At 38.0% G+C, this 20,063-nt stretch carries 17 protein-coding genes; 9 read left to right on the top strand and 8 right to left on the bottom strand.

What is annotated here, in order from left to right; all coding sequences use genetic code 11:
* Positions 1-71 precede the first annotated feature (71 nt).
* The 7 genes from IGI50_RS13160 to catA form a co-directional block, all read right to left on the bottom strand.
* Positions 72-368 carry a hypothetical protein gene (locus IGI50_RS13160; RefSeq protein WP_438777252.1) on the bottom strand — a complete coding sequence of 99 codons (297 nt, stop codon included), beginning with the start codon at positions 366-368 and terminating at the stop codon, positions 72-74.
* 395 nt (positions 369-763) lie between these two features.
* Complete coding sequence (locus tag IGI50_RS13155) at positions 764-1,174, bottom strand: hypothetical protein (protein ID WP_438777251.1); 411 nt, start codon at positions 1,172-1,174, stop codon at positions 764-766.
* A 116-nt stretch (positions 1,175-1,290) separates the two neighbouring features.
* Positions 1,291-1,662: a hypothetical protein gene (locus IGI50_RS13150; RefSeq protein WP_438777250.1), complete on the bottom strand. Its 372-nt coding sequence runs from the start codon at positions 1,660-1,662 to the stop codon at positions 1,291-1,293.
* A 128-nt stretch (positions 1,663-1,790) separates the two neighbouring features.
* Positions 1,791-2,096: a hypothetical protein gene (locus IGI50_RS13145; RefSeq protein WP_438777249.1), complete on the bottom strand. Its 306-nt coding sequence runs from the start codon at positions 2,094-2,096 to the stop codon at positions 1,791-1,793.
* 96 nt (positions 2,097-2,192) lie between these two features.
* Positions 2,193-2,777, bottom strand: a complete 585-nt coding sequence (locus IGI50_RS13140; RefSeq protein ID WP_438777248.1) for a hypothetical protein — start codon at positions 2,775-2,777, stop codon at positions 2,193-2,195.
* Positions 2,778-3,116: 339 nt separating this feature from the next.
* Positions 3,117-3,422 carry a hypothetical protein gene (locus tag IGI50_RS13135; protein ID WP_438777247.1) on the bottom strand — a complete coding sequence of 102 codons (306 nt, stop codon included), beginning with the start codon at positions 3,420-3,422 and terminating at the stop codon, positions 3,117-3,119.
* An 889-nt stretch (positions 3,423-4,311) separates the two neighbouring features.
* Entirely contained in the window at positions 4,312-4,962 is a 651-nt protein-coding gene (catA, locus tag IGI50_RS13130) for a type A chloramphenicol O-acetyltransferase (RefSeq protein WP_438777246.1), read from the bottom strand.
* Between the two features lie 655 nt (positions 4,963-5,617).
* On the opposite strand from catA, the gene IGI50_RS13125 reads away from it, so the two are divergent.
* From IGI50_RS13125 to IGI50_RS13110, 4 genes are all read left to right on the top strand, one after another.
* Entirely contained in the window at positions 5,618-7,078 is a 1,461-nt protein-coding gene (locus IGI50_RS13125) for an NAD-dependent succinate-semialdehyde dehydrogenase (RefSeq protein ID WP_438777245.1), read from the top strand.
* A 215-nt stretch (positions 7,079-7,293) separates the two neighbouring features.
* Positions 7,294-8,814 carry a helix-turn-helix domain-containing protein gene (locus IGI50_RS13120; RefSeq protein ID WP_438777244.1) on the top strand — a complete coding sequence of 507 codons (1,521 nt, stop codon included), beginning with the start codon at positions 7,294-7,296 and terminating at the stop codon, positions 8,812-8,814.
* A 323-nt stretch (positions 8,815-9,137) separates the two neighbouring features.
* Positions 9,138-12,371, top strand: coding sequence for a vWA domain-containing protein (locus IGI50_RS13115; protein WP_438777243.1), 3,234 nt, complete (start codon positions 9,138-9,140; stop codon positions 12,369-12,371).
* A gap of 575 nt (positions 12,372-12,946) precedes the next feature.
* Entirely contained in the window at positions 12,947-14,440 is a 1,494-nt protein-coding gene (locus tag IGI50_RS13110; RefSeq protein ID WP_438777242.1) for a helix-turn-helix domain-containing protein, read from the top strand.
* A 148-nt stretch (positions 14,441-14,588) separates the two neighbouring features.
* Here IGI50_RS13110 and IGI50_RS13105 read toward each other — a convergent pair whose 3' ends face one another.
* Positions 14,589-15,182 carry a hypothetical protein gene (locus tag IGI50_RS13105; protein ID WP_438777241.1) on the bottom strand — a complete coding sequence of 198 codons (594 nt, stop codon included), beginning with the start codon at positions 15,180-15,182 and terminating at the stop codon, positions 14,589-14,591.
* Positions 15,183-15,396: 214 nt separating this feature from the next.
* Between IGI50_RS13105 and IGI50_RS13100 the strand changes: the two genes are divergently transcribed.
* The 5 genes from IGI50_RS13100 (at position 15,397) to IGI50_RS13080 (ending at position 19,969) form a co-directional block, all read left to right on the top strand.
* Positions 15,397-16,203: a Cof-type HAD-IIB family hydrolase gene (locus IGI50_RS13100; protein ID WP_438777240.1), complete on the top strand. Its 807-nt coding sequence runs from the start codon at positions 15,397-15,399 to the stop codon at positions 16,201-16,203.
* Positions 16,204-16,375: 172 nt separating this feature from the next.
* Positions 16,376-17,152, top strand: a complete 777-nt coding sequence (locus IGI50_RS13095) for a TatD family hydrolase (RefSeq protein ID WP_438777239.1) — start codon at positions 16,376-16,378, stop codon at positions 17,150-17,152.
* Positions 17,145-17,708 carry a ribonuclease M5 gene (gene rnmV, locus IGI50_RS13090; RefSeq protein ID WP_438777238.1) on the top strand — a complete coding sequence of 188 codons (564 nt, stop codon included), beginning with the start codon at positions 17,145-17,147 and terminating at the stop codon, positions 17,706-17,708. The genes IGI50_RS13095 and rnmV overlap by 8 nt, the downstream gene beginning before the upstream one ends.
* Positions 17,705-18,577 (top strand): 16S rRNA (adenine(1518)-N(6)/adenine(1519)-N(6))-dimethyltransferase RsmA, encoded by an 873-nt coding sequence (rsmA, locus tag IGI50_RS13085; protein ID WP_438777237.1) that lies wholly within the window; start codon positions 17,705-17,707, stop codon positions 18,575-18,577. The genes rnmV and rsmA overlap by 4 nt, the downstream gene beginning before the upstream one ends.
* Before the next feature lie 237 nt (positions 18,578-18,814).
* Positions 18,815-19,969 carry a DUF3089 domain-containing protein gene (locus tag IGI50_RS13080; protein ID WP_438777236.1) on the top strand — a complete coding sequence of 385 codons (1,155 nt, stop codon included), beginning with the start codon at positions 18,815-18,817 and terminating at the stop codon, positions 19,967-19,969.
* Positions 19,970-20,063: the final 94 nt, after the last annotated feature.

Raw genomic sequence — 20,063 nt, 5'->3', positions numbered from 1 at the left:
GAATGTTTTATTAGTAGCGGAACAAAACTAACGTACTGAAATTAGTAGATATACAAGGAGAAAGAAGTGTCTCAAATAGAAATAAAATAAACAAGAATAATCAAGAGGGCATAGATGAGTAGGCCTAGTGGACTTCTAGGATTTATTGTTAAGCCGTAACCTATAGGTCTAGATACGAATAATTTACCATGGTCTTTTGGAACTAGAATCAAGACAAGCAGAGCATTCATAATAAGAATCAGAGCCATGATGATGCCAATGTAATTTATGGTTACGTTTGAGAGCACAGTATTTTTTAAAGTGTAGAGAAGGATGAGAATGATCGTAAATATTCCAATTGAAGTACCTATAACTTTATTCTTAGTCATAAAAAATCCCTCCGGTAATGACTTTTGTTTTAAGAAATGGGACGATTGTTTTTCCCTATTTACATAAGTTCCTCAAAAACTCAATATCCTTAATAAAAAATGACTGTCATGGTAAGGGATATTATGGAGTTAAAAATCTTAGTAAGTTAGCGACCACACTTACAGAATTATTTTTCTTTAAAGCGATCTATCAAAAATAATATTCCAAAGATAACAAAAAGACCGAAAAGCCCAAAAACATATTCAATAAATATTTCCGTAAAACTAGGATCATATGAAAGATGACGGTTATACTTTTGAAGTAACAATAATATGGGAGGCATAAGGGAAAGTAAGAAGATCAATAATAGTTTTTTGATACCTTTAGTTTTCATAATTTCATCTCAACAAGCCTTTTATTGTTTTGATGTTATCGGAATCAATCCGAATTTCTTTGTCAAAAATAGAAACAGAAAACTTACCACTGTTCCTAGAATTCCAAAATATGCGTCAATAATGTCGGGAGTGTTTAGAAAAGTCATCAATGTTTCACATAGCAAATTTCCTATTATATAAACAATTCCTAGTAAAGAAATAAATCGAAACTTTACATCTTTCATTAGTAAGATAAAACCAATTCCAAGGTAAGACATCAAACTTAGTGAGAAGTTTGATATATGAGAATTGATGTACGTATTAATGACCACAAAATCAGTTGATTGACTTAGCCATCTTCCAATAGTCAATCCTAATCCTAAGAAGATTAGCAGCGAATAAATGAATAAAAAAGGTTTACGAATTTCGAATTTATAATTAACTGTGAACATGATTAATTCTTTCTCCTTAAAATTTAATATATCCGAATTCTACAGGAGCTAGTAAAAAATAGCAATGTGTTTATGGAAGACAAAATTACAGTAAACGCATCACATACACATGGGAATCATTTTTCGATTATATATCTTCGTTTTCTAACGATGTGTAAATTATAGACATAGTAAGGCAGTGTTGCAAAAAAACCAGAAAAGACAATCGCTTGAATTGTGAACATAAAAAAGACAATCATTAAAATCTTTGTTTTTTTTGTTTGTTTTTTTATAAATGAAATAAAGATAAGAATTCCAGATAAAATTGAACAAATTAAGTACCCTCCAATAAGGATAGAGGATATGAAATAAAGTGCTTTTGTAAATGATGAGAACTCAGCTGAAGGGGTGATCACCATAAATATAGCTAGAATACTATATAGAAAAGCCCCGACAACAAAAGCAATTGAAGTGTAAAGTAAATAGTTTTTTCTTTCATTATAAGTCATAGCTCAGCTCCTTAAGTTGTTTTATTAAGAGTAGCACGATTGATCTGAAGGGACAATCTGGAAAAAGTACTACGTTAACCAAAGATACCACGGAAATTTTACAAAAAAAGAAGCCAATCAGCCTCTTCTTACTTTTTCTGTTGAGCAAAATAACGATCAATACAGGTCTTAACTCCTTCAAAATCTTTTTCCATAAATAACCTTGCGGAGACTTTGATGATTGGAAGGTTGTTTTCATTGTCAAAAGAGAAGAAAGGATCCGGCAGGACTAAATAATCCACCTGGTCTTTATCTCTAAGATAGTTGAAGGAAACATTATAATATTGAGAGAAATAATCTTTCATATCAGAGTATTCCTCAAAGTTTACAGGTAAAGGCATACTGCCACACCCTACGCCCGAATTAACTGTAAAAACGAAACATAGCTTAATCATAAAATATCCTCCTCCTCAATAATCTTAAGCATAAAAAGAGCTCTCGGTTGACACTCATCTCAACAATCGAAGGAAACGCCTGATCTGGGCAGTCTTCTATTCAAGCTGGAAGCAAGTAATGATCTGATGACAAACTTCTTCCGGTGAGAGCTTTGTATTGTTGATTTTCAAGTGGTGCACAGTTGGAAAAAGAGTCTCTAGCTCGTGGTCGCGACTTTCCAATCGATTTCTTTTAGCTGATGTTAGCAGTTCTTTTCTTGAAAATTTGATGTCTCGTTTGGAGGGCTTCAGTTTTAGTCGCTCTTCGTGCACATTTCTTTTTAGTCGTTCTCTCAAGGTTGCAACTAATTCGATAAAGTAGACCTCCTGATTGGCAGCTAAAAAAATGTCAGCGATATCGTGCAAAAATTCAATGTCATAAGCCAGATCAAAATCAATCACCACAGTGAAGATAATCGTTTTAGTCGTATTGTTTTCCGTATTATTGACGAATGCTTTGAAGAGCTCTTTTCGTGTTTTGTCAGAAAGCATGAAGGCTGGGGTGCTGTAGCCTAGAAAGTTCGCGAAAAGATCCACTGTCTGATGGTTAAACAGTAACTTTCCATCGATTCGTTTTTCTAGCTCTTTCCCAACAGTCATCTTGCCGACTGCTTGAGCACCAAGCAATGCGATTAAAGCCATCTTACTCACATCCATTCATTTTCTTACACTAATAAAAAGTCTTGAGCCTGAAGATTATCCTATCTCCAAAAAAAGTTTAATGATTTTTGTAATAAAGACCAAACACAAAAAGTACTATGCTTGGAAGCAAATAATCCAACAATCTATCAACAAGTCGTTCCATAGTAACAGTATGGTGAAGGATGAAAATGTCTAGGAATAGTCTAAAAATGAAAATCAACAATAAGACAAACGCAAGAATCAAAAAATACTTATAAAACTCTTTTTTCGTCTTTTTCAAAAGATCACCTCAAAAACCTTCTATACTAATAGGAAAATACAAGAGAAATTCTTCTTGTATTAACCTTCTTGAATAGTAGCAAAATAATGATCAATACAAGTCTTTATCCCCTCAAAATCTTTTGCGATAAATAATTTTGCAGGGACTTTGATGATGGGAAGGTTGTTTTTATTGTCAAAGGGAACAAACGGGTCTGGGATAACTAAATAATCCGCAGAGTTGTCGTTAAATTCATTAATCGAAACATCGTAATACTTAGAGAAATAATCTCTCAAATCATTATGACCTCTAACAGCAGCTCCAGCAAAGATTGATCCGTAATTTATCCCAGTGCTGACAGTTAAGACAAAGCATAGTTTCTTCATGTTGGCTCCTCCTACGAAGATATAAAAAATTCTATTTATTGATTAACAAGCTTATTGAGATGAATCCAGTTTACTATTTACATAAAAAAACTGTACTAACAATAGAGAGAAAAAAATCAAGGTATTCAAAAGTAAAAAAGAATCATCAGAAAAAGAGAAGGATCCTTTAAGCAAAATGCTTAGCGCTAATTGAAAACTGCCAAAAAGATAAGATGAACGAGAATATTGCAGCTGAGAATACTGCCAGTTTGATGCATTTTTGACAGCTTTAGTTGAACGAAACCCATAGAGTGAGTTGAAGCGATAATGCTCACTTTTTGATAGATGCTTGAATAAAGAGGGAAAGATAATTAGAAAGACAAAGGCTGGCAATGAACTAAAAATAAAAGGAAACATGGCTATACTCCTTGTTCTATTTTATCATCCACATTCCAGTTATTCCATATTAGGAGTACCCATGAATGATGGAAATAGTTCGAATCGGGATTTTCATGTGGAAACCATAAATAAGCTTTAGGAGGCATCATCAGATACATTGGTGCAAAAAAACTAGCACACGGCTAGTCAGATGGTTTATTCTTATTTGCGTCTTGAATTCCATGTTTGACAGCTATTCGAATGACAAAGTATAAAAGTAGCAGCGCAGCTCCGTAGTAAAACAGACTAAATAATATGCCCATGAGAATCCCTTCTTTTAGATTATTGTACCATAGAATACTTCTACAAATTTCAAGTGAACATTGCACTTGTTGTATCATAATTTATTCGATTCTATCAGTAAACGTATAATATAAAAAGCAGGGAGTAATCTTGATTTTTAAGATTGCTCCCTGCTTGCTTTACATTCAAAAGAGTCTAAGATTCCTCAATAATACAGCCGATAATGAAACTACGTCTCAAAATACTTCTGTGGAGAGGCCGCCATTTCTTCAAACCGATTAAGAAACTGTGCCGCATGATACCCATCACATACTGCATGATGGACCTGTAAGGATACCGGCAGAAAAAGTTTATTTTCACGAGGAATAAACTTTCCAGCGGTAACGATTGGCAAGAGATAGTTTCCGCCATTATTCACATTTAGATTAAAGCCAGTAAACGAAGTCCAAGGAATCATGGATAGGTTAATGACATTCTCAGGTATAGATTTTTGTGGAAATAGTTTTCCAGTATTGCTGAAGGCTGCCAAGTCAGCCAAGTAGCTTTGCTTAAAAGTTTCGAAATCGGATGAATACTCGGTTGATAACGCAGAAAATTGATGTGTTTCTTTGTCAAAAATTGTGTACAAGGGGGATAGCGTGTCCCAATACCCAAGCTGCCCCTTGCTATTGAAGCTCATTCTGAAATGGATTTCTTGATTGGCAATCGCAGTCATCAGGTAGATAAATCCTACATAAAAGGAATGCTCTTTCTTTTTTAGATAAGCATGAAGTAGTGTGATATCTACCTCTTTTGTTAGGCTAAACGTAGTTTGCTGCGCCAAATAATGATGAAATACCTCAGCTCGATCCCATTTTTCTATATTGATGATGTTAAACATGTGATGAATCCCTCCTAATCATTAAATTTGAACTGTTAGGAGGGAAAATCTTGTGCTTTTTTCATATGAATCCTTCTTTCTTTTGTTTTAAAAAAGTATGACCGTGTCAGCGCATTTGATGCAGTCTGTTAAAAAGGATACAAAATAATAAACCAACAGCCATAAATGAACAGATCCACTAGTAAAGGCAAGAGAATCTTCTCTTCTGATTTTGATAGAAAAAAAGAATCGATCGCAAAAAACATAAGAAATAGAAAAATAATTATGCCGGCATTAGGACGAAGGAGCGCCAACGCGAGGAAGGTAGTTAGTAAACAAATCATATACGTGATATAAAAAGGTTTGTATTTTTTTGGTATGATTTTCAAGTTTGCGAACATAGCAATCAGCCTCCCTATAAATAAGTATAGCAACGAAAGGAAACGCAAACAATCGAATTTCAAGTTTTCTCAAGAGTGATAGAGAAACTGCCTGAATAAAGACGTTTTTCGTCAAGTTTTTCTATTTTCTTTGTAAAACAAGCTGATTTTTTGAGCTTTCATTTTATCCGTGTTACGGTGATCAATGTAGTAAACAGCAGAAAATCTTTGATTAACACCGCTGTTTTTCGAATTCGACCACGACCATACGTGATAAAATAGGAGGAATTAGACACATGGCAAAATATCAAGATTTACCAGCAGTCGAAACACGTCTCTATGTCAATGGCAAATGGGTGGAAGGCTCAGAAGGAACGAAACCAGTGACCAATCCTGCAACAGGGGAAACACTAGCAAACGTTCATGTCGGGGGCGAAAAAGAAGTCAAGGCAGCGATCGAAGCTGCGAATAAGGCTTTTCCAGAATGGTCGCGAAAATCTGCGTCTGAACGGGCAGAACTAATGAATAAAATGGCGGACTTAGTCGAAGAAGACACAGACCGCTTAGCAACAATTATGACAATGGAACAGGGCAAGCCTCTAACGCAAGCAAAAGGCGAGATTCAAACAAATGTTGAAAATCTGCGCTGGAATGCAGCGGAAGGACAGCGTCTTTTAGGGGAGATTGTCCCTTCACCAGCAACAAACCAATGGCAGGTTCGGAAGCAAGCTGTTGGAGTGGTGGGAGCCATCACGCCTTGGAATTTCCCATCCAATATGATTATTCGGAAGATTTCTCCAGCGATTGCGGCGGGATGTACCGTGATTTTGAAGCCATCGAAGGAAACGCCTCTTTCTGCATTGGCTTTGATGGAATTGTTTGATAAGGCGGACTTTCCTGAGGGGGTAGTGAATATCGTTTTAGGAGATTCTTCAACGATCGGTCCCATTCTTTCTGAATCAGAGGATGTGCAAAAAATCACCTTTACTGGTTCAACCGAAGTCGGTCAAAAACTAAATGAACAAGCGGCACCAACATTGAAAAATGTGTCAATGGAGCTTGGTGGACATGCGCCCTATATTATTTTTCCAGATGCAGATATCGAGCGCGCAGTGGATACGTTGATCCAAACGAAGTTCATTAATAATGGACAAGTCTGCACGTCGCCAAATCGGATTTTCATCCATAAAGACATTAAGGAAAAAGTAACGGATCGTATCGTGGAAGCAATCAAAGACGTCACTGTTGGAAATGGCTTGGATGATCCGACAACTGGCCCATTGATTAATCAATCCGGTGTCGAAAAAGTGATGGATCAGCTGAAGGACGCGACGGATAAAGGTGCGAAAATCTTAGCCGGCGGTCATAAGCTTGAGGATGGCGAGTATGCCAACGGCAATTTCTTCGAACCGACTGTTTTAGATGGTGTCACCAAGGAGATGGACATTTTCTATCAAGAAACCTTTGGTCCGGTGATTCCGTTGATCACCTTCGAGGATGAAGAAAAAGTCATTGAAGATGCAAATGATACAGAATTTGGATTGGCGTCTTATTTCTTCTCAACCAATATTCATACAGTGGAAAATGTAAGTAATAAATTGCAATACGGCATGGTAGGTGTCAATGATACCGAGATATCAAATTCCGCGACACCGTTTGGTGGAGTGAAACATTCAGGCTTTGGCCGTGAAAATGGAACCTATGGCGTAGAAGAGTATGTCGAGGTGAAATTCGTCAATATTCGTACGGCAAAATAGCGGACAGCTAGCTCTACACAATTAAATAGAGAATGAAGACAGGATCAACTTTTTGATCCTGTTTTTTTCTTGTATCGAACAAAGAAAGTCAAGCTTGACCTGTATTTTCGAGTATCTTTTTTTTGGAAATTCATTTAGATTTTGGATTTTTGTTCAGTGGGGTTTCCTTGTATTCTGTTAGTGAAAGAAGTTTTTAGCAGAAGGGAGGTCATTTTATGGATTTTCGAGAGATTTTAGGGGTGAGTAAAAAACGGCGTTTAGAATTATTAGAAATACTTTACTATCATCGAAAGGGCTATTCACATGATCACTTGTTGAGTGAATTAAACTGCTCTTTGCCTATATTGAAAAATGATATCAAAATCATCAATAGTAAAAACACATATTTTCAGATTGTAAAAAAAGAGGGATGGTATTCTCTTTCCCTTGATCGATCAGTCAGCTTAAGCAATTTGTATTCAGATATTTTACGTTTTATTCCAGAGTATCAAATCATTGAGGAACTTTTGTATGAAGAATGTAACAATATTACTGCATTATCTGAAAAACTACAGTTAAGTACATCGAACACACAACGCTGTATAAAGAAAATCGAAAAAACGTTGGAAAGTTCGAAGATGAAACTATGTTTTCGACCGTTAAGAATTGAAGGCAGTGAAAGTGAGATACGTCATTTTTATTTTCGGTTTTATATGGAGCGTCAAAGTACTATTGAAAATCTGCTACCTAAGCTGACAGTACAGCAATATTTGACCATTGAAAAATATGTGGAAGATTTTGCGGTAGCTAATGACATTTGGCGGAAATATGTATTTGAGAAAAGGCTAAATTATAACTTCTATATTAGTTTGTGGCGAATAAAAAATAATCATGCGTATCCAAAGCACGAGTTAAGAAAATTAGGGTTGAAATTACCGCAAAAAGAATCATACAAGCAGTTAGAGAAAGTGGTATGGGAAATTGCTGGGATTCGACTGAGCCCTGATATATTGAGAGATTGTCTATGGCTTAGTTTCTCGGATGCCGTGGTTTTCAGCATCACTCATCGGGAATATGCGTTGATCGATAATCCTCGGTATCAGTATTTGTATATGCTTCATTATGATTTAGTAAGAGAATTCGATGAACTGTTAGGCTATCGCTTATCCAAAAAGGATAAAATCAATTTTGCAACGGTTTTATGCAACGATGTCTATCTCTATGATACAGACAGTACCTTTCTTAATTTGCTGTGGGATAATCGTGTATTTTTTTTAAAAGAATCCATCAGAGTTTACAGCAATGGGATAAAAAGGATCCGACAACTAGTAGAATCTTTTGTCACAAGAAATGAGATTTATCAAGAAGAGGGATTTATTCAAAATTATGTGTACTTGTTATTGACGACAAAGGTCGAAAGTTTAAAATGGTTAGCAAAACAGGATCATCTGATGAAAGTTTTATTGCTCTCTGATTTGACTCCGACGGAAGAAACCTTTCTCGCTCATCAGATTCAAGAGAATGTCTTTGGAAACTTCATCATTGATCATTTTGAAAAATTGCCTGGGGGTACCGATCAATTAACTAATGAAATAAAGAAATATGATTGCTTGGTTACTACACGATTAATGACAGGCATTCCAGAAGAGTGTCCAGTTTTGGTGATTGAACCTTTTTTAACCTCAGACAACATTCAGGATATCCAGAAGTTGGTAACCTGTATTGCAGAAAAAAGAAATGAACCTTATTTCTTATGATGCGAAATGCCAAATAATCATAAAAGTTTATATTTATATGATTATTATTACGAATTATTCTCTAGTATACCCATCTCTCCATAGTAAAAAATAAATTTTTGGTTTTTTTCTGAAAGGTAGCTAAAATTCTATTCATTTTTATAACAGTCAAAAACTTTAACAAACTTCAATTTATCAAATTGGATAACCTTCGTATATGTGAAAACCTTTTTATAATGGGTGTTAAACTTAATAAAAAAACGATATTATTTCAGCTGTTTACAAAACAGCTGTTTTCTTTTTGCTTTAAAATAATGTTGTAAAAAAAAGTGGAGGGGATGAAAGTGAATAGAAAAGTACAGGTTGTGGCATTACTACTGCTGCTATTATCATGTTTTTCTGGGATTTTCACAGAGGTGGTGAAGGCTCGCGAGCGAGAAGAGGAAATTGTGCTATATAAGCAAGACCATTTAGTGATTTCCTACTCGTATTATATAGAAGAAGCCGAAAAGCAAAATATTTGGTACTTGAAGCTCAGTAGAATGTCAGAAAAAGAAAACTATCATCAGCGTTTTAAACTGAAAGTCATGGACGAAGATCAAAAAGTAATCAAGTATGGAACAATCGAAGGAATGGAGCAACAGGAGGGGTGGCTGGTAGAGAAGGAATTTTCCACTTCTAATAAGAGGGAGCTGTCTTTTGAGCTGCCAAAAGAATTGAAGGATATCAGGTTAATCGTACAAATGGATGAAAAGAAATTAAAAGAAGAGGAGGAACAAGATGCCCAAGAGAACATTTTGCCAAATGATTTAGGCTGTCAGCTAAGTATTGAGAAAGAGAATTCAAAAAAGATGAAGACAAAAGCCTCCAAAATCAACGAAAGGAATCAAGAAAAACAAGAGGAAAACAACAAACTGGCTGGTCCATCTTTAAAATCCAGTAATACACCTGCTTTGAGAGCCGGGGAGGGTGGATTAGCTTATAGCCTGCATAAGTATACGAACAAAGAACCTGAATATTCGGGTTCAACCAATCCTGATGGTATTTATCCGACGCCTTCTTGGAAACCTTTGGGACAAGAAAATGTTTTGAATCATCAAGGCGGTGTCGAAACGGTTGCTGGTTGGGATGGGAATACTGGCTGGGACACCTCTAGCCAAAATTTGAGAAATTCCTATATTCATTATGGGTACAATGCCGATGTAGCCGATAGAGCTAGTCTATCGATCCGTAAGATGGCAATGGCTACCGAAAAAGAAGATGAGTTTAATGTTCGTCTTAATGTTCGAGGACAGACGAATTATGAACCAGGTATTGATATTGTACTCGTATTAGATAATTCGGCATCATTAAGATTAGGTCCGAAAGAGATCGCTTTAAATATGGTAAAAAAATTGGTTGATCAGCTTGCCCAATTAAAGAATGAGGGAAATGCGAATATCAGGATTGGTTCTCACACCTTCTCGAGCTACGAAACGTCTAATCAAGTCGCACATTCGACTTTTCAAATCTCTGAGAATCCTGAAGATTGGAAAAAGATATACGGCAGCGAGGGATATGGTAAATGGCCGTGGGGACAAACTCATACGCAACGAGGCCTAGCAGAAGGATACGATTTGTTTGAAAAAGCAAAAGAAACCGATGAAGGAGCCGGAAAAACATACAATCGAAAGAAAATGATGTTAGTTTTTACCGATGGCGCACCTAACCAAAGCTGGACACCTATAACCACTATGTACGATTCTGACCTGTTTTATGACAAAGTTCGAATTTTAAGAAATGATGATAAGAATAGCACTGCTAACTATAAAGTCGGAAGTTCATTAGGATCGACAGGTACCAGTGTCAAGTTTTCTAGAGGGATAAATTATGGCGGTTACACGATCAATAGTCATTTAACTACAACCAACTCAACAGCAAAGGATATCAAAGAACAAGGAGTTGAGATTCATACGATTGCTGTTGATATTACTAAAGTTAGTGCAGAGGGACACTCTGAGTTGGAGTTGATTGAAGGGCTGTTTCGAATGGCAAGTAGAAAAGCTAACGCTTCAGGCTCCGTGAGTAATAGAAATAATTACTTCTTCCAATATGGCAGTATCAGTGATTTAGAACAGTATATCAATGAATGGTATAGCGAGATATCCTACAGTATTTACAAAGGAAAGATTGATGATTTATTAGGGGATATGGTAGATCTGGTTCCGAATTCGGTAAAGATTTCTAGAGCAGCGGGTGATCCATTCACACTTCCTCAAGTAGTCATGAAAGAAAATAATCGTCGTCTTACTGTTGATAATATCAATCTCTATAAAGGACAGGAGATACAGATTGATTATAAGGTTAAGTTAAGAACCAATGATTCGGCTTTTGAAGAGGGAAAATGGTATCAAACGAACGGTAAGACGACCCTAGAGCCAACACCTGAACAAAGTCCTGACGTATTGGATTTTGCGGTTCCTTCTGTTCGGCTTCCAAGGGAAGAAGAAGTTGATATACCAGTCGAAAAGAAATGGGAAGATACCCGCAACAATGAAGAAGATTTTTGGGGATTACGGCCAGATAAAATTGTTGCGAGTTTACAGAAAAAAATAGGTGCAGAAGAGGTTCTGCAAACAGATGTCACGAAAAATACAAACTGGAAAGCAACCTTAACTACTGTGGAAGAAGGCGAAGAATTCCAAGTTGTCGAAAAAGATCGAGTAAAAGGGTATGCGAAGGCTGTCTCTGCTCCGGCAAACTTTACTAAAGCTAGTCTAGGTTCTAACACGGTCACAATCACCAACAAACTACTGACCACAGATTATACCTTCAAAAAGGTTTCTCATGATGGACAAACGCCATTTACTGGTACTGACAAGCCGAAATTTAAGGTGACACGGCAAGCAAAAAATGGACTCTCCGAACGGATTGTTTATACAGATCTTGAACCAAAAACTGATGGATCAGTCACGATTGAGAAGCTTCCAATTGGCAGCTATACAGTAGAAGAGACATCTGTACCTATAGGGCATAGTAAAATGTCTAATTTCACTATTGAGGTTTCAGAAAATATTGCAGGAACAGCAGTCATAGCGACTGTTGCTGGACAGGGGAGTCAACTGGTCGTATCGAACAAGTTGAAGGATTTTACCTTAGAGGTATTTAAAGTTGATTCTGAAGACGAACCGCTGAATGGAGCTAGTTTTAAATTAACCGGCCCAAACGGATACGACCAAACGCTTTCTAGCGGCTCAATCTTTAATTTTTCAGGGTTGAAGCCAGGAAACTATACTTTAACTGAAACTACTGTGCCTGAGGGGTATACAGGGTTAAAAATAGAATTCAAATTCAAAATAGAAAATGATGGGAGTGTCATTTATATGACAAATACTCCATTAATAAGTGAGCGATCATCTTTAACCAGCAATAAAGTTTCGCTAATTGTTAAAAATAAACCTGTAATCAATTCTGGAATACTCCCAAGTACGGGGAGCAGAGGGGGAACGTTCACAAAGGTAGCCTTTGTATTTATTGGAATCGGCGCCCTATTAAGTTTTGGTTCGTGGTATTTTAACTGGAAAAAAACGAGTCGTTAATAAAAGTCATATAAAAAATAACGTATCTATCTTTTTTTGTGAAGAGAGATACGTTATTTATCTTAAAATATCATTTTATTTTAAAAGTGTTTATAGATGGCATCTAGTTATCGTTAAAGGTTAAAAAAATCAAATGGAATAAAAAAAATTTAACTATTAGTTTCTAAAAAAATTTATTTTAAATTTAAAAAGTGAATTAAATAACAGGTGTCTCAATGCTTTGTGTTTGTAATAAAAGTTGTATTAGCGATTTGATAACACACTTTTATTTTTGGAAGGTGAAAGCAGGGATAATTCATATCAGTTACCATTATTATACGGTAGACAACGGATAAACCGAAGCAACAATTAGTACTATGTGCTTTGTTGCTTGGCTTTTTCTTTTGTCATTCATAAAGGTGAGAAGGAGGGGAGGCGCCCTATTTTATTGAATGAACGTACTAAGTGTTGGTAAACAATTTAGTATGACGTAAAAGGGGTTTTACTTCATACGAACATAGCACACAAGACGTGGCTATTTTTGATTCAAATGGTTAGTGGGGATAAGCATAGGAGTGAATGAAGAGGGTGAGAAGATGAATTTTAGAGATATTTTAGGGGTGAGTAACCTACGACATTTGCGATTGATAGAATTGCTTTATGCATGTCGCACGGGGTTATCAAGTGACCAATTATTAGAGGAGTTAGAATGTTCACTATCTGTTTTACTAAAGGATGTAAAACTGATTAATAGTCAACAGGATGCCTTCAGAGTTCAGAAATATAAAGGACTTTATCAACTGAAGATTAAGTCACATATCAGTATTAATCGCCTCTATGCGGATACGATCCAACAGTCGCCAGAGTTTCAAATTATCGAAGAGCTGCTGTATGAAGAGTGCGAAAATATTATTGATCTATCGAAAAAGCTTTACCTGAGTCCATCAAAGACTCAGCGGAATTTAAAAAAGATCGAAGGTGTTCTGTCGGAAACCGGGATTACTTTACAGTATCGTCCGTTGCGATTGGAGGGGAATGAGAGTGTCATTCGTCATATGTACTATCGCTACTTCATTGAGAAGTCGGATCGGCTGGGTTCTTTGTATCGAGAGTTGAAGGAGTTCCAGATAAAGGCGATCACGGAACTGGTGAATCAATTCATTCAAGTGAATAAGTTAGAGGATAACTATATTTCTCGCAAACGCTTAGGCTATAACATGTATATCAGTCTATGGCGGATCAAAAACGGGCATTATTATCCGAAGACGAAGCTTAATAGCGATTTGATGTTACCGGAAAAACAAATGCTAGATGCCTTTAAACGAATGGCAATGGAAGTTTTTCGATTGAAACTGTCGTCTGATAAGATTAAGGATTGTCTTTGGTTATCTTACGGCGATGTGGTTGTGGCTAGTAAAAGTCAATTGCAAAGTGCTTTGAAAAAAGAGGATGAGTATGCCGATTTCTATTACCGTCATTTAGAATTGGTGGAAGAGTTTGATAGCCTTTTGAATTTCTCTTTAGGAAATGATAAGAAACAGGACTTGGCCATTGTCTTAATGAATGAGCATCGGATCTATGAACCTGAAGGTCAGTATATCGATATTTTATTCCGTCAGCGAAAAATTTTCTTGGAAAAATTATCAGAGACACACGACCAAGCTGTTAAAAAGGTGAAAAGAATCGTTGATCAATTTGTTAATCGGTATCAAATCTATCAAGAAGAAGACTTTGTTTGGAATTATGTCTATATCTTGATAACCATGGTGCCTCAAAGCCTGTCATTGTTAGCCAGTTGCGACCGACCTTTGAAGTTGCTCTTGTTATCAGAACTTTCTCCAACAGAAGAATTCTTTTTAGGCAGCCAAATTGAGAATCAAATCTATGGAAATTTCGAGGTTCACTATGTAGAGAAAAAGCTAAGCAATGTAAGTATTCATCGTTCAGAGTTGGAAAAATATGATGCGCTGATCACTTCAAGCAGCGTGGAAGAAGTACCGGAGGAGTACCCGACGGTTGTGATCGATCCGTTTCTAACGAATCAAGACGTCCATCAGTTACAACAGCTCGTCAGTAAGTTAGCCGGTTGAAAGGGACCGATTCCAACCCATAGAGGGGGTGGTAAAAATAGCCGCAGATCCCCTACAAAAAAAGAGCAGTGAGAAGACAATTGGTTTTCTCGCTGCTCTTTGCTTATTTTTGAAGAAATCGTTAAGGGAGGCGTCTACCCTAACGATCTTAGCGCTTTCTCGTTGATGGAACTGTAGTCCGAAAGGGTTTCTTGAAGCGCTTAGGTAATACGAGTGAGATCAATTCAAAGGGTGTAGCCAAAACGGTCCAAGCAACTTGACGGGCACTCGGGTGGAAGTAGTACACCTGCATCAATACAAAGTGAAGCAACAGTAATCCTGGCAGTAATTCCAGACCGATCTGCCAATGAGCATCCCAATGAGTGAAGTAACGTAATAAGCTTAATCCCAATGGGTACAAATAGAATAGCGATGTTACGAGATTCACACGCCAGCTTTTCGTCAATAAACGAAGATTAAGTATGAAGAAAAGTGCTGAAAGAACCACTCCAATCGGTGGAAACAAGCTGACTAATAGTGAATAAAGCGCACCGAAAAGTAACAATCCTGGTCCTTTGACCAAGGCGGCAACGAGGATCAGTAGTCCAATCAATAATAATTGCTGCTTGATGGTCGCGATACATAAAATGGCAAATAAAGCGAGTGTTGCCCAGTGCCAGAAGCTGCTTAATGGCTCCTTATCAGGATAGCGCTGCTTTATATAGCGTGCGGCATTTGGAAATTCTCGTTGAAAATTAGGCATACAATCACCTCTTTCTAAAATAGTAGAGAGACGACTTAAAATGTTCATCAATCTTTAACACCTAGTATAGAGAGAATAACATTTTGGAACATCAGACTTTTGACGGATTTTCTAAAGAAGTTTTTCTGACTAATGGAAATTTCTCTTGACCTGAAATGCGTCCCAGCGTTTATGGTAATCTTATACATGTAAAGAAAGCGAAGGAGATGATGAAATGACTATTAAAATGATCGCAGTAGATATGGATGGAACGTTTTTAAATGAGGAGAAAACGTACAATCGTGAAAGATTTAAAATCATTTTTCAGCAGTTAAAGGAAAAGGATGTAAAGTTTGTGGTTGCCAGCGGCAATCAATACGATCAGCTAAAGAGCTTTTTCCCAGAGCTTCACAGAGAAATGTCCTTTGTTTCTGAAAATGGTGCGAACATTATTGTTGAAGGAAAAAATTATTACAATGCGTCCTTACCAATTGAAAAGGTTCTGGCTGCCTTAAAAGGAATCAGCGCACTAGGACCATCAGCACTTGTCATATGTGGAAAAAAGAGCGCCTATGTTTCAAAGGAGATGCCAGAAGAGGTTTTCAATAGTGTTCGATTTTATTATCCTAGTATCAAAAAGCTTGAGAGGCTAGCGGATATTACGAAGGAAAATGACGAGATCTTTAAGTTCGCCCTGACATTTTCACCCACGGAGGTTGAAGTGAAGCTGTCCTCTTTAACAGAACTATTGAACGGGGAGATGGTTCCTGTCTCGAGTGGACATGGGGATATTGATTTGATTATTCCAGGAGTTCACAAGGCACGTGGCTTAGCTCAGCTAGGCGAGGAATGGGGAATCGCTCCTGCTGAGATCGCGGCTTTCGGCGATAGCGGCAATGATATTGAAATGTTGAAGTATGCGGGAATGAGCTTTGCGATGGCAAATGCACAGGAGAAAGTAAAGCAAGCTGCTCAAACGATTATTGGTTCGAACAATCAAGAAAGTGTCTTAGAACAAATGGAATTATTACTGAAGGCTTAGGTTAACGAGAAAACATTAAGGCAGTAGATGCTTTAATGTTTTTTTGTGAGCATCTTAGTTTTTCGTGTGTTCGCGACCATTGTGTTAAAATAAGTTGAATTTAGCTGAGCTTGGAGGAGAACCCTTCAGGCGATATAATTAAAAGAAGAATTTTGATGTAGGAGGACTATGAATGATTTTTGATTCTCATACGCATTTAAATGCGGAACAATTTGAAGAAGAAATTCCCGAAACGGTCGAACGAGCGCGTGAACTTGGCGTGACAGAGATGGCGGTCGTTGGTTTTGATACGCCGACCATTGAAAAAAGTTTAGAACTAAACCAACAATACGAGGGGATTTACTCCATCATCGGCTGGCATCCCACAGAGGCTGGCAGCTATACGAAAGTGATCGAAGAAGACCTAATCAAAAAATTAACTTTGCCAAAAGTGGTAGCGTTAGGCGAAATCGGGCTGGACTATCATTGGATGGAAGACCCAAAAGAAGTTCAGGATAGCGTCTTTCGTCGTCAAATCGCGATTGCGAAGGAAATGAACTTACCCATTAGCATCCATACGCGTGAAGCGATGGAAGATACGTATAAGATTTTAAAAGAGGAAGACATTCGCGATATCGGCGGCATTATGCACAGCTTCAGCGGCAGCGGAGAATGGGCGAAGCGTTTCTTAGATTTAGGGATGCATGTATCCTTTTCTGGTGTGGTGACTTTCAAGAAAGCCTTGGACGTTCAAGAGGCTGCGACTGTGGTACCAATGGATAAACTGCTAGTAGAGACGGACGCCCCTTATTTAGCGCCGATGCCGTATCGTGGCAAACGCAATGAACCAGGCTATACTCGCTATGTGGTCGAAAAAATTGCGGAATTACGGAATTTACCGATGGAAGAGGTCGCGCAGCAAACAACAGAGAATGCGCATCGTTTATTCAGGATCAATGCCCATGACTAAAGAGAAAATTGAAGAAATCATTGTTGTTGAGGGTAAAGACGATACGAAACGGTTGAAAGAGGTTTTTGATGTTGATACGATCGAAACACGAGGATCAGCCATCAACGAATCGATCCTAGAGCAGATCGAACATGCGCAAGAAACACGGGGCGTGATCGTGTTCACTGATCCAGATTTTTCTGGGGAGAAGATTCGCAAGACGATCATGGAGGCGATTCCTGATGCCCAGCATGCTTTTCTATCAAGACGAATGGCGGCACCGCAAAAACGTGGCAGCAGCCTAGGGGTTGAACATGCCAGCGATGAGGCGATCATAGAAGCCCTGCACAAAGTGGTGACGCCAGCCGAAGGTGATGAGCCAAAAATAGCTAGACAAACGCTGCTGGATTATGGTTTAATAGCGGGAGCTCAAGCCCGTGAACGACGCGAATGTTTGGGCGATGAATTGAAAATTGGCTATACGAATGCCAAACAATTAGAAAAACGCTTGACGATGTTTCGCATCACGGAAGCACAACTGCATGAGGCAATGAGGAAAGTAGAGGAAACTTTGTGAACAAAGATATAGCAACACCTTCGCGAACGCGAGAAATCCTGCAAAAGCACGGCTTCTCCTTTAAGAAGAGTCTCGGTCAAAACTTTTTGACTGAACCAAACATTTTACAAAAAATCGTCGCCACCGCTGAAATCGATAAACAAACCAATGTCATCGAAGTCGGACCGGGAATTGGCGCATTGACAGAGCACTTAGCTCGCGCAGCACATCAAGTCTTGGCTTTTGAGATTGATGATCGATTGATCCCTGTCTTAGCGGATACTTTGAGTCCTTATGACAATATCAAAGTTGTTCATAACGACATTTTGAAGGTTGACTTAAAGAAGGAAACAGCTTTTTTCGATCAAGCAGGTCCAATCAAAGTGGTAGCGAATCTGCCTTATTACATCACGACACCGATCATGATGCACATTTTGGAATCGGAACTTGCGGTGGATGAAATGGTTGTGATGATGCAGCGAGAGGTCGCTGACCGCATTTCAGCAAAACCAGGAACGAAAGCCTATGGGTCTTTATCCATTGCGGTGCAATATTATATGGACGCATCTACTGCTTTTATCGTACCGAAGACGGTATTTATTCCGCAGCCCAATGTGGATTCTGCGATTTTGCGACTGGTTCGACGGGAAACACCAGCGGTAGAGGTCACCAATGAGACGGAATTTTTCAAGCTAACGAAAGCTGCTTTCATTTTACGACGCAAAACTTTATGGAACAATTTATTAAATAGTTACGGGAAGGACGATGCGACAAAAGCTTGGCTAGAAACGAGCTTGCAGCAGGCCGAGATCGACCCTAAGCGTCGTGGTGAAACCTTATCACTAGAAGAATTTGCGCGTTTATCGAATGCGTTAGAGGCAAACAAATAAAAATAAAAAAGGGCTTCGGCTCTTTTTGTTTGGTTTGATGAAATGCGTGATGAGAACAGATTTTTTTAGGCAAAAAAATTCATGTTGAATCGAGATAGCTGATTCAGTGTAGAATATCATGAAGCCCTAAAAAAATAATTAATTTATAAAGCTTTTCTAACAATAACCACAGGTAATTTGTCAAACAAAACCTAACTGCCCTATAATGAAATATATAAATTCTTTTTGGAGGACACAATGAAAAAATTCATTCTTGGAATATTAGTGGTAGCTATATTAGGTGTAGGTGGCTACTATGCTTACACGACTTTCTTTACAAAAGAAGAAATACCGAAACAAGAAACACGTAAAACAACAATAAAAAAAGCAAAAGAACCAGAAAAAGCCGGTGAGAGCATCAAAGCAAGTGACTATAGTGATGCGGATAATTGGCTATCAAAACCGACAGAAATTACGAGCCAAGCAGATGTTTTTATGTTGTATCCTACCACTTATGCGCAAAAAGATAAGAACTCATCCTCTATAGCGAAAATTGATGACGCTACGATGCGTGCGGGTGCGCAGGTGTTTCTAGCAACGCAAGGCTCTGCCTTTGATACAAGCGGCAATGTTTATGCTCCTTATTATCGTCAATTAGATGCGACATGGGTACTATCGAAACCAAAAGAAGAACAGGGACAATATACGGATGGTGTTCCGAAAACCGATGTATTAGCCGCTTTCGATTATTACATCAAACACGAGAACAACAATCGTCCTTTCATTTTAGTGGGACACTCTCAAGGTGCTCGGATGCTCAAAGCGATTATGTATGACTATTTTAAACAAAATCCAGGAGTTTCCGATCGTATGATTGCCGCTTATGTATTAGGACAATCAGTGACTCAGCAAGAAATGAATGATAACCCACAAGTGAAATTCGCGACGGGCCCAGATGATACTGGTGTTGTGGTTTCATACAATACGGTTGCACCAGATTTTACTGGTACCTTACCAACTTGGGATGAAGGCGCGTTAGCGATTAATCCGATCAATTGGAGAACCGATGGAACACCAGCAACAGCTGCAGAAAACTTAGGTTCCTACGTGCGTAATGAAAATGGAGACTACTCTAAAGTTATGAATCTTGCGGATGCAACCCTTGATACAACTAGAGGATTAGTAGTATCTTCAAGTGTCGATAAAGAAAAATATGGAATGCCGGAAAGTACGCGAAAGATATTTCCAGAAGGCTCATTCCATAACAATGACATTAGCTTCTATTACTACAATCTGCAGCAAAATGCGGAGAATCGTGAAGCCCAATATTTTGCGACGCATCCTCAGCAAACGACCGATACAGCTCAAACTGATCAACCAGTGACCGATCAAAATCAACAAACCGTACAATAGACTTGCATACTGCCTATCAAAAGCGATAGGCAGTTTTTATAGACAAATAAGCACCTCCTCCTAGTGATAGATCGCTAGAGGGGGTGCTTATTTG

The sequence above is a fragment of the Enterococcus sp. DIV0170 genome (assembly GCF_051710765.1).
GTDB classification, from domain to species: domain Bacteria; phylum Bacillota; class Bacilli; order Lactobacillales; family Enterococcaceae; genus Enterococcus_A; species Enterococcus_A raffinosus.
The sequence above is the reverse complement of the archived record's forward strand: the minus strand, read 5'-3'. Positions and strand labels throughout refer to the sequence as shown.